Below are 15,196 nucleotides of genomic sequence, written 5' to 3'. Positions count from 1 at the left end.
GCCTTCCCGATCCTCAACTCTCCGTGCTCTGCCCTCTTTCGGGCACGGCACCCGGCAGCGATGGATACATCACCCCATGAAATCCAGACGTATACCTCCGACGCGGCTCCGGTTGGCCCGCCGCATCTCGTTGGCCGTGTCCACCGTGATGGTGGCGACCCTGCTGCAGGCCACGGCCACCCCGGCCCCGGCCGTCGCAGCCGCCGGCGACCTCCCCGGCCTGCCCGCATCCGAGAAGGCCATCGAAGGCAGGCGGATCAGCGAGGTCGAACCCCGCGCGGTGGACAAGAGACCCGCCTCCCCCGCCGCTGCCCCGCAGACGACGGTGCCCGCCCCGGGCCGGGCGACGATCGCGGTGCCGTCCGCGACCGCCGACGGCAGGACGCGCTTCGCCCGGCCCAAGGACCAGCCCATCGGCATCGGCCGCACCGCTGCGAGCCCGGGCTCCGACAAGGAGGGGAACGGAGCCCGACGCTCAGCTCGTGCGCTTCCCGCCGCCCCACCGACGTCACCTCACAGATCATCGACAGCAAGCAGGCCAAGCGGGCCGGGGTGAACGGGCTGCTCTTCTCGCTCACACCGCACAGCCCGGACGCCCCGGACGTCACGAGCCGTACGGCCGGGAGCGGCGGCGAGGCGCCCGTCGCCCTGTCGGTCGACTACTCGGCATTCGCCCAGTCCTACGGGGGTGCGTACGCCTCCCGCATGCGGCTGTTCCGACTGCCCTCCTGCGCGCTCACCACCCCCGACCGTGAGGAGTGCCGCGAGGGCACCCCCGTCGATGCGACGAACGACACGGCCGCACAGACACTCACCGCGGACGCCGTCACGCTGCGGTCCGGTACGGCCACGGTCCTGGCCGCGACGGCCGCCACGTCGGGCGACAGGGGGGACTACAAGGCGACCTCGCTGTCCCCCTCCTCCAGCTGGAGCACGAGCCTCAACACCGGTGACTTCACCTGGTCGTACGGCATCGAGGTCCCGGAGGTGCCCGGCAGCCTGAAGCCCCGCCTCGGGCTCTCGTACTCCTCCGGGTCCATAGACGGCCGCACCGGAGGCACGAACAACCAGAGCTCCTGGGTCGGCGACGGCTTCGACCTGTGGCCCGGGTTCATCGAGCGCCGCTACAAGCCCTGCGCGGACGACGGCGTGAAGAACGCCGACGGGAGCAAGCCCGGTGACATGTGCTGGGCGTACGACAACGCGTTCATCTCCTTCAACGGCGCCAGCGGCGAGCTCATCCCCGTCAGCAAGGACGAGTTCAAGCTCAAGCGCGACGACGGCACACGGATCACCCGCCTGAAGTCGGCCGACCGGGCCAACGGCGACAACGACAACGAGTACTGGCGCCTCACCTCCCCCGACGGCACCCAGTACTACTTCGGCTACAACCGGCTGCCCGGCTGGACCAGCGGCAAGCCCACCACGGACTCCACCTGGACCCTCCCGGTCTTCGGCAACAACTCCGGGGAGGACTGCAACGGCTCGACCTTCGCCAACTCCTGGTGCCAGCAGGCCTGGCGGTGGAACGTCGACTACGTGGTCGATCCCCACGGCAACGCCATGAGCTACCACTACGCCAAGGAGACCAACTCCTACGGCCGCAACCTCAAGGCCGCGGACAACACCCCGTACACCCGTGGCGGCACCCTCCAGCGCATCGACTACGGACAGCGGTCCAACGACCTCTACAGCACCAAGCCCCTTTCCCAGGTGGTCTTCGGCAGTGCCGAGCGCTGCCTCCCGCAGTCCGGTGTCACCTGCGCCGCGGACACCATCGACTCCAACGCCTTCCACTGGTACGACACCCCCTGGGACCTCAACTGCAAGACCGGGGCCACCTGTGACAACGGGCGGTTCTCCCCGTCCTTCTGGACGCGCAAGCGGCTGACGGACATCACCACCCAGGTACTCAAGTCCGACGGCACCTACGCCAAGGTCGACGCCTGGAAGCTGGCCCACCGGTGGGGCATGGCGGACACCGACTACCAGCTGCTCCTGACGAGCATCCAGCGCACGGGTGAGTCCACCACCCCGCAGGCCACCGGCGAGCCCGCCGTCCCGGCCGTGGCCCTCCCGAAGACGACGTTCGCGTACACCCAGCTCGCCAACCGGCTGGACAGGACCGGCGACGGATTCGCCCCGTTCATCAAGGAACGACTCTCCGCGGTCGACGACGAATACGGTGGGCAGATCAGCGCCAACTACTCGGCGGCGACCTGCGACTGGAACGCGCTGCCCACTCCGGAGACGAACACCACCCGCTGCTTCCCCCAGTTCATCGGCGGCAGCGACACGGACCCCGCGACCGTGCACTGGTTCAACAAGTACGTGACGACGTCCGTCACCCTGACGGACCGCACCGGCGGCTCACCGGACCAGGTGACCAGCTACCAGTACCTGGGTGACGCCGCCTGGCACTACGCCGACGACGACGGCCTGACGAAGGAGAAGGAGAAGACCTGGTCCCAGTGGCGCGGCTACGGGCAGGTCAGGGTCAAGACCGGTGGGCAGGGCGGCGACGCCGCCCTGAAGACGCAGGAGGACTCCTACTTCCTGCGCGGGATGCACGGCGACCGTAAAACCGCGTCGGGCGGGACCAAGTCCGTCTCCATCTCCCTCGCCGCGGGCGAGGGGGCCGCGATCACGGACCACGAGGCGGCGGCGGGCTTCGCGTACAAGACCGTCACCTTCGACAAGCCCGGCGGGAAGGTCCTCAGCAAGTCGGTCAAGCGGCCCTGGTACCACGAGACGGCGAAGAAGGTCCGCGACTGGGGCACCGTCACGGCCAACTTCACCGGCATCAGCAGTGGGAAGAACTGGATCTCCCTCGACGAGGGCGCGGGCAGCTCATGGCGCACCACGTCGACGTCCCTCACGTACGACACCGTCGCCGGACGTCTGACCGAGGCCGATGACTTCGGCGACGACTCCACGGCGGCCGACGACCAGTGCACCCGTACGACCTACCCGTCCAGCACCAGCGGCATCATCACCCTTCCCGTCCGCGTGGAGACCGTCGCCAAGGCGTGCTCCGCTTCCGTGAACCGCGCCAAGGACGTACTGAGCGACACCCGGTCCGTCTACGACGGCGGGGCCTACGGCGCGGCACCGGTGAAGGGTGACGTCACGGCCACGGCCACTCTGAAGAGCCACGACGGTTCCAAGGCCACGTATCTGGAGTCGGGGGCGACCTACGACACGTACGGGCGGCAGCTGACCACCACCGACCTCACGGCCGATGTGACGGTCACCGGCAGCGCGGCTCCCGTACGCACCGCGCGGGACGACGGCCGTACCGGCACCGTGGCCTACCTCCCCGCGACGGGTTTCGCCACCCAGATCAAGACCACCACTCCGCCGGCGAAGAAGGGCGACGCCAGCACGGCCCAGACCTCGACCACGGACGTCCTGCCGGGCCGCGACCTGGCGACGAAGCTGACCGACACCAACGGCAAGGTCACCGACGTCAGATACGACGCGCTCGGCCGCACGAAGAAGGTGTGGCTGGCCGACCGTCGGACCAGCCAGACGCCGACCCAGGAGTTCGGCTACACCATCGCCGAGAACAAGCCGGTGTCCGTGACCACCTGGACGCTGAACAACTCGGGCGGCCAGACGGCGACCTCGTACACCCTGTACGACGGCTTCCTCCGCGAGCGCCAGACGCAGGTCCCCGGCCCTGGGGGCGGCTCCCTCATCAGTGACAGCTTCTACGACGAACGGAGTCTGCCCGCGCAGGCGTTCGCGCCCTACTACGTGAACGGCAAGCCGTCCGCCACTCTCTTCAAGCCCGACAACGCCCTGTCCATCGAAACACAGACCCGTACCACCTACGACGGCCTCAACCGCCCCGTCGAGACCCGCCGGATCGCCGGCAACGGAGACGGCGGCACGGTCCTCGACATCACGAAGGCCATCTACGGCGGCGACCGGACCACGACCGTCCCACCCGTGGGCGGCACCACGACCACCGCGCTCACCGACGCCCGGGGCAACACCACCGAGCTGCGCCAGCACCACGCCCGGACAGCGGACTCGGCGTTCGACAGGACCCGCTACGAGCACACTCCTCGTGGCGAACTGAGCAAGGTCACCGACTCGGCGGGCAACAACTGGCTCTACGAGTACGACCAGCTCGGCCGCCAGACGAAGGCCACCGACCCCGACAAGGGCACCACCACCAGCACGTACGACGACCGCGGCCAGCTGACCTTCAGCAAGGACGCCCGCACGGGCGTTCCCGGCCTCGCCTCCGTCTACGACGGGCTCGGTCGCCGGACCGAAGTCCGTGAGGGATCGGACAGCGGGCCGCTCCGCACCAAGCAGGTGTACGACACCTTCCCCGGAGCCAAGGGCCAGCTTGCCGAATCCATCCGGTACGTGGGCGGCCACGCGTACACGACCAGAGTCGACGCCTACGACCAGCTGTACCGCCCGTTCAGAGCGTCCGTGGTCATACCGGCGGTCGAAGGCAAGCTCCAGGGCACCTACCAGACGAACAGCTCCTACCTTCCCTCCGGGCTGCAGGGCGGAGTCAACTACTCCAAGGCTGGATCACTGCCAGGCGGCTCGTTCAGCTACACCTACGAGAACGAGACCCTCAGGCCGATCGCCGTCTACGGGCAGGGCATGACGTCCAGCACGGCATACAGCTACACCGGAAAGCCTCTGCAGCACAGCATGGGCCTGACCGACAGCGCCAAAAAGACCCAGGTCACCAACACCTACGAGTGGGGCACCCAGAGGCTCTCCACTTCTCGGGTCGACCGGCAGGACCAGCCCGGGGTCGACCGCTCCGCGACCTACCGGTACAACGAGGCGGGCAACATCCTGTCCATCGCGGACGTCTCCCGTACCGGCAACGACACCCAGTGCTTCGCCTACGACCACCTCGGCCGGATCACCGAGGCCTGGGCCCAGCCCGTGACCACCTGCGCGTCGGCTCCGGCGGGCGACAAGCTCGGCGGCCCGGCTCCCTACTGGCAGTCCTTCACCTACGAGAACGGCAACCGGAAGTCCGAGGTCCGGCACGACCCCACAGGGGATGCCGCCAAGGACGTCACCAGGCAGTACGGCTACCCCGCACCCGGCTCGGCGCGTCCCCATGCCCTCACCTCGCTCACCACAACCGACGCGGCGGGCAGCAGGACCGAGTCCTACGGTTACGACGCGACCGGCAACACCACCACGCGCCCGGGCCAGGACCTGACCTGGGACGCCGAGGGTCACCTGGCCACGGTCACCGAGGACGGCAAGACCACCTCCTACCTCTACGACACGGCCGGCAACCGGCTCATCGCCCGCACCCCCACGGAGACGACCCTCTACCTCGGCCACACCGAGATCACCCTCGCCGCAGGTTCCGACGAGCCCAAGGCGACCCGCTACATCCCCCTCGGCGGCGGCCACACGGCCATCCGCAACGACGACGGCACCTTCGCCTTCACCATCGCCGACCACCACGGCACCGGCGAACTGGCCGTCCAGGCCACCAACCTCGCCCTCACCCAGCGCCGCACACTCCCGTTCGGCGCCCTCCGAGGCACGACCCCGAGCACCTGGCCCGGCACCAAGGGCTTCGTCGGCGGCACCGACGACAGCGAGTCCACCGGCCTCACCCATCTCGGCGCCCGCGAATACGACCCCGACCTCGGCCGCTTCATCTCCGTCGACCCGATCCTGGATCTCGCCGACCCACAGCAGATGAACGGCTACAACTACGGCAACGACAACCCTGCCACCCTCTCGGACCCCGACGGCCTGAAGCCGATGGCCACGGGCGGCAGCGCGCGCGACGAAGACGCCTACGACCGCAAGCACAAGACGGTTACGGTCAAACTGCCCGGCAGGAAGTTCATGCCGATCGCGGACACGTACCGGCGGGCGAAGCCTGCGGCAGTGGGGCCGACCGTCAATGACCAGCCCTACCTCCGATCGGGCGGGGGAAAGGAGCTCCCCTTCCCGAAGAGCAGAACGAAGGAATTCCTTGCGGCGTTCTCCAAAAATCTGAGGGATTTCGGCTACACGCCGGGAACCCGCGATGAAGAATCCTCCATCAAGGAGTCCATCTTCTTCCAGACCTGCCATCAGGGAGGATTCTCCTGCGAAGACGACCTGATGGAAGAGCACATTCTGGGTGCACTTCTGGAGGTCGGACTGGATGGTAACGGCGGGTCCCGGAAGGGAGGACGAAGCAGAGGGGGGTCACGCGGAAAGTGCACAACGGACAACAGCTTCACCTCTGGCACCCAGGTCCTCATGGCCGATGGCACGACCAAGCCCATCGAGCAGGTCGAGATCGGGGACCGGGTACTGGCCACCGATCCCGAAACCGGGGAATCACGCCCCGAGACCGTAACGGCCGAGATAGCCGGAAAGGGCAGCAAAGGTCTCGTCCGCATCACTCTGGCACCGCAGCCGGGCTCCACGGGCGAATCCAAGGTCATCACAGCCACTGACGGCCACCCCTTCTGGGTACCGGAGGCCGGCGAGTGGATCGACGCCACGGACCTGAACTCCGGCCAGTGGCTGCAGACCAGTACCGGCGGGCGCCTCAAGGTTACCGACGTCGAGCGGTGGACCCAAGAGGCAACGGTCTATAACCTCACTGTCAGCAACCTGCACACGTACTATGTGCTGGCGGGCGAGACCCCGGTCCTGGTACATAACTCCAGCGGATGCATTCCGATGTCGTCTGCTATCGGTCAGGATTCGCTACTGACGAAAGCGGCGCAGCAAGCAGGGAAGAATCAGGATGTGCAAAGGGACTTGGACCACCTGTTTGAACAACTTTCCCGCGGAAACATGAATCCGGGTAGAGGAAGTAAAGCACTGACTGGCACGGATGTGACCTACGCGCGAGGGAAAAACGGTGGGCGACTCTTCTTCCGGAATGTTGACGGCGGCATACAAGTTGTCGGCAAGGCGGACAAGGGGAACGAGTCCAAGGTGATCGCGAGGCTGAAGCAGATTCATGGACAGTAATCACGTCGAACCTATGGAAGACGACATCTACCACGTCGTCAGGGAACCTGAGTTCACTGCGCTTTTCCTGCTCGGTGCTGATGACTCGGCGGAAACAGTAGAGGACGTTGATGCCGAGTTGCGACTCCCTGACGGCACCCGGTGGAGTGCAAGTTTCATGACTCTCGGTGCGATCCAAACAGTGATGAATCGATGGAGGGAAACCGGCGAGTATGGCGGTGGAGTTTTCTTCCAGTGTTCTGATCTCGTGATCGTGCCCAAGGGTGGAGTGGCAGCCATGGTCGAGGCTTTCCGCGCGATCGTGGCGGAGGGTCCGCAGGGGACTCTCGGCAATCTGGAGTAGAACGATTCTGGCCCTCTTGCCGGGCCATTCCATCAATTCTGGAAGCTCCACCGACGCATTGTTCGGTGGAGCTTCCGGTCGTTTGACGGCAACGCTGACGGCAACGTCAGCGGACGACGGGTGCGCAGGGCGGGTCGTCGGGGTCGTTGTCCGTCGGGCTGAGGGCGTTGCCGAGGGCGTCGATGGCTTGGCGTTGGAGGCGGAGTCGGACGTGGGCGTAGACGCCAGCGGTGACGCCGATGTGGGCGTGGCCGAGGAGTTCCTTGATCACGACAAGGTCGACCCCCTGTTCCAGGAGCAGGGTGGCGGTCGAGTGCCGGAGGTCGTGGAAGCGGACGCGTCGGAGGCCGGCCCGGTCGAGGAAGCTGCGGAAGCGGCGGGTGATGTTGGCCGGGTCGAGAGGCCGGCCGGTAGGGGTGGTGAAGACGAGGCCGCTGTCCTGCCAGGCTGACCCTACGGTCCCGCGCTCAGTGTCCTGCTGCTGTTTGTGCTCCTTGAGGGAGTGGAGGCATTCGGTCGGGAGCGCGATACGGCGCTCAGACGCCCGGGTCTTGGTGGGCAGATGCGTGAGGCCGCCGGTGCGGGTGCGCTGGAGCGAGCGGCAGATGCTGGCCGTTCCGGTTGTGAGGTCGAGGTCTTCCCAGAGGAGGCCCAGGAGTTCGCCCTTGCGGAGTCCGGTGCGCAGCGCGAGTTCGTACAGCGCGTGGAGCCGGTCCGTGCGCGCGGCGTCGAGGAACTGACGAGCCTCCGTCGCAGTCAGAGGCCGGAAGCGCCTGGGCCGGGGCGTGACGGCTTTGACGTTCCGGGCGACGTTGCGCGGCAGCTCGTCCTCGCGGACGGCGTGTTCCAGAGCCGACTTGAGCACCGAGTGCACGTAGGTCACGGTCAAGGGGGACAGTCGTTTCTGGCAGCACTCGCCGATCGTGCTGCACTTCTTTCGTTCGGTGTCCAGGCCCTGGGTGCAGCACTGGCAGGTGGCGCGGAGCCGGTCGAGGAAGGTACGCACGTCCTTGGCCGTGAGGCGGGCGACCTTCTTGGCGCCGAGGCCCGGTATGAGGTGGAGGCGGACGCAGGCGGCGTAGCGGGTGTGGGTGTTCTCCCGAAGCCGGTGGACGGCGACGCTGCCGAGCCAGTAGGTGAGGTAGTCGCCGACGGTGCTGTCGGCGGTGGCGACAGGGAGGCCGCGGTTGCTGTCGGCGATCTTCTCGGCGAGTTTGTCGGCGGCTTCCCTCCGCGTGCTGCCGTAGACGCGGACGCGTTTACGGGTGCCGTTGGCGGCGAGGACGTAGCCGGCAGCTTCCCAGCGGCCGTCCCTGCGCTGGTAGATGGTGCCTTCGCCGTTGGCGCGGGCCTTCTTACGCTTGGGGGCGGTCATCGGGCGGCCTCTTCCAGGTGGCGCTGGACGTAGTCAGCGAGGGCGTGGGCGGGGATGCGGTGGGCGCGGCCGATGGTCAGCGAGGCGAGGCGGCGGGTGCGCATCAGGTCGTAGAGGGCGGAGCGGCCGATCTTGAGGCGGGCCATCGCCTCGGGGACGGTAAGGAGTTCGTCGTCACGCACGAGTCGCCACCTCCTGTTCGCCCGTCGGGCCACCTCCGATGAGTGCGGCGAGGCGTTCGAGGTCCGGGGTGAGGCCAGTGCCGTCGTAGGCCCAGTGGGAGAGGACCAGGGTGGCCCCGGATGGCGGAGGGGTGTGGCGGCGGTGCCAGGCGGAGCGGGCGGCGCGGAGGGCGCCGAGGGTGGTGGAGTAGGCGCGGGTCTTGGTGGAGAAGTGGCCGCGGAAGCCGAGCATGTGGGCCCACTTGCGCAGGTTCAGGTGCTTGAGGTCGGCGCGGTTGCCGAGGGCCCAGGCGGTGCGAATCATGCGGGCGGCGTGCACAGGTATGGACTCAAACCAGAAGTCGGTGATCCTCTTCAGCCGGTGGTCAAGGGTGCCGGTCGCGGCTTCGGTGCCCTTGGTGGCGTACTTGGCAACGTATCCGGCGACCTTGCCCTCGGTGATCATGGTCCCGGCCTGGAAGGCGGAGGACCGGATGACCCTGGTGTCGATCTGCTTGCCGAAGGCGAAGGCGCGGGTCCGGCCGTTGATCTCGGGCCCGTCGATGTGGGCGCGGGTGGCCGCGAGCCGGATGGCGTCGGCGAGGAGTTCGGGGGTGGCCCAGGCGGGTGTTGGGGTGTAGGGGCCTGCGGGGCCGTCGAGCCGGATGACGGCGTGGAAGTGGATCAGTCCGCGCTGCTGGTACTCGGCAACCTTGGCGTACGAGACCCGGACGACCTTGGAGAGCAGGCGCTGCGGGACACAGGCTGCGGCGGCGATGGTGCGGCGCAGGTGGAGCATGAAGCGGGCACACAGGGCCGGAGCGTGTGCGTTCCACAGCACCGCGCCGGTGTAGTCGTACCGCTCGGGGTCGAGCGGCGTGCCGAGGCGCGGGTCGCCCTTCGTGTGGGTGCGTCCGCAGCGGCAGCGGGCAGAGCCGTTGATTCGTCGCCCGTGGACGGGGCCGTATGAGGGTGCGGTGAGGGTGGCGAAGACGCGGGGGTGTGTGGCGACCTGGTCGGGGATGTTCTTGACGCCGCGCAGGTCGGCGGCGATGAGGTGGTAGGTGTCCTGGCGTTAGAGCTCGGCGCAGGAGGGGCAGCGGGTGGTGCGGCAGTTGCCGCAGCGGACCAGGAAGTGCCCGGCGGGCAGTTCCTTGGACTTCGGTTCGCGCAGTATCTCGCCGGTGAAGGCGTCGATCTCGGTGCGCTGGCCTTCGAGCCGGATCGGCTGGGCGCAGCCACCAAGGGAGGACAGCTGCCGGACCAGGCCGAGCAGGTTCCGATAGCCGGTGAACGTGGGCAGCGTGGCCGTGGCGGGTTCGGGGTGGGGGATTGTTGTGGTGGGGATGTGCGGTGGCACGCTGGCGGGACCTCTCTGCGCTGCGGCACACGTGTGTGCCGTGGGTGGATTGGGGAGGGAGGCCCCTGCAGGGGCGAGGGTTTAGCGACTGCACGCCCTTGCCGGGGATCGCTGCGAAGCGGGACCAGGAGGCGGCGGTCAAGCAGCCTTGTCCAGGTCGATGTGGTCGGGCAGGTCGCGGACCGCGACAATGGAAATAAGCGCACTGCTCATGCTGTTGTATCCCAGCTAATGGATCGCAACGGCATCACCAGCGGGCCAACCTCGGATGAGCTGTGGAGTGTTATATCCAGAGTCGCCACTCCCAAAAAGGCAGGCCACAGCATGGATGTTGGGGAGATTGCCTCGATGTTGCGATGGTATTGAGGGGAGTAGCGATGGTGGATATTGAGCTACTAATGGATCAGCTGGGGAGGGCTGGCGTCAGCGTCCTCCTCAAGGTTGACCATGAGCACATGCAGACAGGACACAAGCCCTGGACGATGGTGATGTCAGGTCCAGGACTGGGTGGGCGCGAGTTGATCCGCACGGACGCACCCACTCTTCAGAATTGCCTGAAGTACTGCCTACAAGAGCTGAGCACGTGTCCCGGTGATTGGGGATGGCTGGAGTTGCATTCGTAGGTGCATTGAGAGGCCCCGCCGGAATCAATTTCCGGCGGGGCCTCTGTCGTGTTTGACGGCAACGGTGACGGCAACGTCAGTGGACGATGGTTGCGGCGGGGGGGAGTCGGAGCCGTCGCCGGTGGGGCTGAGGGCGTTGCCGAGGAGCACTTGATGACGACGAGTCCGCTGCTCGGCTCCAGGGGCAGGCTGGCGGTCGAGTAGAGGAACGGAAAGTGGAGTCGGGGGGTTCGTGTCGCCCCGGCGTCGTCCCGGTAGCGAGGTCAGGGCCACTCCGCCCACCAGCAGGGCCGCCGCGCACCAGCGCAGGGGGCTTATCGGTTCGCCCAGGAAGAGGGCGGCCGAGGACATGCCGAAGACCGGGACCAGGAGGGTGAACGGGGCCACGGAGGGGGCGGGGTGGTGGCGGAGCAGGTGGCCCCAGGCTCCGAAGCCGAAGACCGTGCTGACCCAGGCGATGAACAGGATGATCGCCACCCCGGTCCAGTCCAGTGCGGCCAGGGCGGCCATGTCGCGGTCCCAGCCCTCGAAGAGGAGGGAGAGGGCGAGCAGCGGCAGGACGGGCACGGTGGAGACCCAGACCATGAAGCCGAGCGCGTCCGGTGGGGCGGCCCGGCGGGTCAGGACGTTGGAGACGCCCCAGCACGCGGCCGCCGCGACGACCAGGGCGAAGGCGAGGATCGGGCCGTCCGCGCCCTCGTCCACGGCCGCCACCCCGATGCCCGCCAGCGCGATCGCCATGCCCACCACCCGTACGCTGCCGGGCCGTTCGGAGAGGGCGAGGGCGGCGAACAGGGCGGTGAAGACGGCCTGGGCCTGGAGGACCAGGGAGGAGAGTCCGGCGGGCATCCCCTGGTCCATGCCGATGAACAGCAGCCCGAACTTCCCGACGCCGAGCGCGAGTCCCACCCCGATGATCCACTTCCAGGCGACGGCCGGCCGCCTCACCAGGAACACGGCGGGCAGGGCGGCGGCCAGGAAGCGCAGGGCGGAGAAGAGCAGCGGCGGGAAGTGCCCGAGCCCGACCTCGATCACGACGAAGTTCACGCCCCAGACCGCGGCGATCAGCACGGCCAGGGCGATATGGAGAGGACGCATGCAGAGAGCATCGACCAGGGGCACTGTGTAGCACCAGCACTTATTTCTTCAGGGTGCATTTAAGCGTTGCTGATGAGTGGTGGGCACTTCAAGTCGGAGGGCAGAGGCGTCGAGCGGACCGTGCGGCAGATGTGGCCCGTGGGGCCCAGGCCGTCCAGGACCCTGGACACGTCCCGGCCGGTGCCCTCCTCCCGGTGGTCGGGGCCGCGGTCGGGGGCGCCCCCGGTGTGGTCCGGGGCCGGGGTGTGCAGGACGGTGATCGTCGCCGCGTCGACGTCCTGGGGGCGGAGCCGGTCCAGGCTCGTGACCTGGCGGACCCGGAGCCCGGAGCGGGCGGCCTGGGCCAGGGCGGTGCGTACCAGGGGGCTGTCGCCGTTGCCCGTGACCAGGAGGGCGTCGGACTGGCCGAGGACGGAGCCGACCGCCGTGTCCAGGTCGTCCGTCGTGTAGCACCACTCCCAGGGGTGCTGGCCGCGCAGGCGCGGGAAGCGGCGGCGGAGCACGCGGAGGATCGCGGTCGCCCCGGAGACCACGGCCCCGGGGGCGACCACGAAGGAGAGGCGCTCCGGGTCCAGGACCGTGAGCTTCTCGGCCTCCGCCTCGCTCACCACCCGCTTCACCGTCCCGGCCGGTCTCCTCCGCAGCCACCCGCCGCCCGTCCCGGCCGCCGGCGCACCCACGATCACGACCTCGTCGCCCCGGGCCAGCGACCGGTGCAGCGAGCGTTCCGCCGCTGCGGCGGACGGGCAGGCGGAGGCGGCCGGGCAGCCGCAGGGCAGCCAGGCCGCCCCACGTGCTCTCGTCCCCTGGGGCGGTACGGAGGAGGGGTGGGGGCGGGACGGTGACGGTGTGGGGTGGTGGGGAGCCGCAGGGGTGTGGGGGTGGGGGGCGGGTGTGTGCAGGCCCCCCGAGGTCCACGTCGTGGGGGCCCACGGGCCCTGGGCATGGGGCGTCGACGTGTGGCCCGGGCGCGGCGAGCCCTCGGGCGCGGCTTCCGGCAGGGGCGTCTCCTCGCTCACGTACAGCACCCGCCGTGTCCGTAACACCGCCTGCCAGGACTCGATCTGCCGGTGGGCGAACGCGACCGCCGCGCTGTCCTCGCTGCGGGCCGCCAGCGCGATGCCCCGGTGCCCGCCCTCCGGGCGCTCGTACGAGACCGCGACGACGGTCGTGCCCACCGGGCCCCGGTCGTCGCCGTTCACCGCCGCCTCCTCCCACGGGCGGGCGTCGACGGTGAAGCCGGCCTGCCGGGCGTGGGCGGTGAGGAGGGGATGGGCGGGGCAGTCCATCGGGCCTCGCAAGGGGTGCCACCAGCGGGTGGCGACCGCGACCGTGCCGGGTGGGACGAGGAGGGAGGTGGAGGGGAACACGTCGGAGCGCTTGCTGCGGTTCATTCGTTCCTGCCGGTGGGTCCGAAGAAGGGAGTGGAGACGGGGACCGAAGATCCTCGTGGGCAGGGCCTACAACCCGGTGGCCTGCGCCGTTCTTCCACTCCCCGCCGCCCCTCACCCTTACGGCCCAACACCCGGCAGAGTTGGCGCGCCTGACGCTACGGCGGGTCCGGGGGGGCCTGACCCTACGGCGGGCCCGTGCTCCGACGCCCCGGCGGATCAGGCTCCGGGACCCCGCGGCATCGGCGGCCGCCTCCGGTGCGTCTCGCGTACGCGGCCGAGCAGCGCGGCCACCGCCGGATTCCCGCTGTACGGGCGGGTCCTGGCGATCAGCAGGCGCACCCGGTCGTCGGCGCGGGCGCTGTCGACGACCGGGTGCACGTCGAGGAACTCGTGCCAGGTGCGGCAGGCCTGTTCCAGGTGGCCCATGGCCAGCTGGATCTCCGCGAGTTCCGCCAGGGACAGGGCCCGGGAGCGGCGCTCGTCGGCGGGGCGGTGGCGCAGGGAGAGGTCCAGGGCTCGGGCGGCGGCGGGCCGGTCGCCCAGGCTCACCGCGACGGCCGCGCGCTGGAGGGCGAGCGAACCGGGGTGGAAGGCGCCGACCGGGGTGTTCCCGCCCGACGACGACCGCTCCAGGCAGCGGTCCGCCAGCGAGAGGTGCCGGGCGTGCCCGGCATCGCCCCGGCCCGCCAGCGTCACCGCCAATTGGCCATGGAAGAAAGCCTGTTGGTGGGGCGGCACATGGCGCAGCGCCGTGCTCGCCGCCTGTTCCGCCAGGCGGTGCGCCTCGGTGAAGTGCCCCAGCGCGTGGGCCTGCACGCTCAGGCCGCGCAGGGCCAGGCCGCGGCCGACCCGGTCCCCCGCCTCTCCCGCCAGCTCGGCGCTGGTGAGGTAGAGGCGCTGGGCGGCGGCGTGCCGGTTCATGTCGAAGTGGGTGAAGGCGCAGAGGTAGGTGAGGCGGGAGGCGACCGTGAGCAGTTCGCGCCGGACGGCCGGCTTCATGTCGTGCTTCAGCCAGGGGAGGACCGTGGCGGCCAGATACTGCCGCAGGGGCTCGTACACCGGCCCGGCCCCCAGGACCGCGTCCCCGCGCGAGAAGAGCGCCAGCAGCTCCTGCGCCGACGCCACATGGGCCATGTCCACCCGCCCGGCCGGGAGGGAGGGAGGCGTGGTGTACGTCGTGAGGTCGGGCGGGGGGTTCCGTACGAGCGGTGGACCGTACGCCTCTGCCGGTGGCCCGGACGCACCCGCCTGCGGCCCGTACGGCCTCGCCAGCGGTCCGTACGGGATCGTCAGCGCGGCCAGCGAATAGGCGCCGGCCAGGGCGACCCGGCGTCGGCCGGTCGTCCGCAGCGCCTCGTCCAGGCTCTCCACCGCGTCCCGTGCGCCCTGCGCCGCCCCGCTCCCGGGGCCGAGCCCGGCGTCCTCCTCCCGCACCGGGCGGCCCAGGCGGCGCGAGAAGGCCTCCGCGACCAGGGCGGGTGCGGGGCGGCGGGGGCGACTGCCGGCCAGCCAGTGCGCCACCGCCGTGCGGTCGTAGTACAGGGGCGTCCCCTGCGCCGCGCCCAGGGCGTTGACCTCGCGGGCCAGTTGCGCACCGCTCCACCCCGCCTCCGCCAGGAGGAGCCGCAGGGCCTGGTTCGGTGTGCGGCGGGCCCGGCCGCCTCCCGTACGGCCCGCTCTCCTGCCCATCACCCTCTCTCCCCCGTTTCTCCCGCGCCCCCTTGGTCCATTTCGTTCCCCCTTCTCCCTCTGGTTCGCGCCGCCGTTCAACATGCTTGCGTGTTCAACATGTCTGGAACCCGCCCATGGCGGTACCGGCCCGCATCCCGCACAGACTCAGGGTGAAGGCCCTCCC

8 protein-coding genes and 1 pseudogene are annotated in these 15,196 nt (G+C 69.4%); 3 read left to right on the top strand and 6 right to left on the bottom strand.

Annotated elements, in window-relative coordinates; translation table 11 throughout:
- The first annotated feature begins 76 nt into the window (after positions 1–76).
- The 3 genes from DJ476_RS35740 to DJ476_RS23150 are packed head-to-tail and all read left to right on the top strand — an operon-like array spanning position 77 to position 7,330.
- On the top strand, positions 77–556 hold the full coding sequence (locus DJ476_RS35740; protein ID WP_318294772.1) for a hypothetical protein: 480 nt from the start codon (positions 77–79) through the stop codon (positions 554–556).
- Positions 553–6,987: a polymorphic toxin-type HINT domain-containing protein gene (locus DJ476_RS23155; RefSeq protein WP_318294771.1), complete on the top strand. Its 6,435-nt coding sequence runs from the start codon at positions 553–555 to the stop codon at positions 6,985–6,987. The genes DJ476_RS35740 and DJ476_RS23155 overlap by 4 nt, the downstream gene beginning before the upstream one ends.
- Positions 6,988–7,000: 13 nt before the next feature.
- Entirely contained in the window at positions 7,001–7,330 is a 330-nt protein-coding gene (locus tag DJ476_RS23150) for a hypothetical protein (RefSeq protein WP_112491442.1), read from the top strand.
- Between the two features lie 106 nt (positions 7,331–7,436).
- Here the strand turns inward: DJ476_RS23150 and DJ476_RS23145 are convergent, their stop codons facing one another.
- The 6 genes and pseudogenes from DJ476_RS23145 to DJ476_RS23115 all read right to left on the bottom strand — a co-directional run bounded on the left by DJ476_RS23145 (position 7,437) and on the right by DJ476_RS23115 (position 15,030).
- Entirely contained in the window at positions 7,437–8,705 is a 1,269-nt protein-coding gene (locus DJ476_RS23145; protein ID WP_112491441.1) for a tyrosine-type recombinase/integrase, read from the bottom strand.
- On the bottom strand, positions 8,702–8,887 hold the full coding sequence (locus DJ476_RS23140) for a helix-turn-helix domain-containing protein (protein ID WP_112491439.1): 186 nt from the start codon (positions 8,885–8,887) through the stop codon (positions 8,702–8,704). Before DJ476_RS23140 ends, DJ476_RS23145 begins: the two co-directional genes overlap by 4 nt.
- Positions 8,880–10,169: pseudogene (locus DJ476_RS35170) on the bottom strand (replication initiator). The gene DJ476_RS23140 and the pseudogene DJ476_RS35170 overlap by 8 nt, the downstream one beginning before the upstream one ends.
- Positions 10,170–10,873: 704 nt before the next feature.
- Positions 10,874–11,947 (bottom strand): EamA family transporter, encoded by a 1,074-nt coding sequence (locus tag DJ476_RS23125; protein WP_318294770.1) that lies wholly within the window; start codon positions 11,945–11,947, stop codon positions 10,874–10,876.
- Between the two features lie 59 nt (positions 11,948–12,006).
- Positions 12,007–13,341: a 4-hydroxy-3-methylbut-2-enyl diphosphate reductase gene (locus tag DJ476_RS23120; RefSeq protein WP_112491436.1), complete on the bottom strand. Its 1,335-nt coding sequence runs from the start codon at positions 13,339–13,341 to the stop codon at positions 12,007–12,009.
- A 216-nt stretch (positions 13,342–13,557) separates the two neighbouring features.
- Positions 13,558–15,030: a hypothetical protein gene (locus DJ476_RS23115; protein WP_112491435.1), complete on the bottom strand. Its 1,473-nt coding sequence runs from the start codon at positions 15,028–15,030 to the stop codon at positions 13,558–13,560.
- Between the last annotated feature and the right edge of the window lie 166 nt (positions 15,031–15,196).

The organism is Streptomyces bacillaris (genome assembly GCF_003268675.1).
GTDB classification, from domain to species: Bacteria; Actinomycetota; Actinomycetes; order Streptomycetales; family Streptomycetaceae; genus Streptomyces; species Streptomyces bacillaris.
The sequence above is the reverse complement of the archived record's forward strand: the minus strand, read 5'-3'. Positions and strand labels throughout refer to the sequence as shown.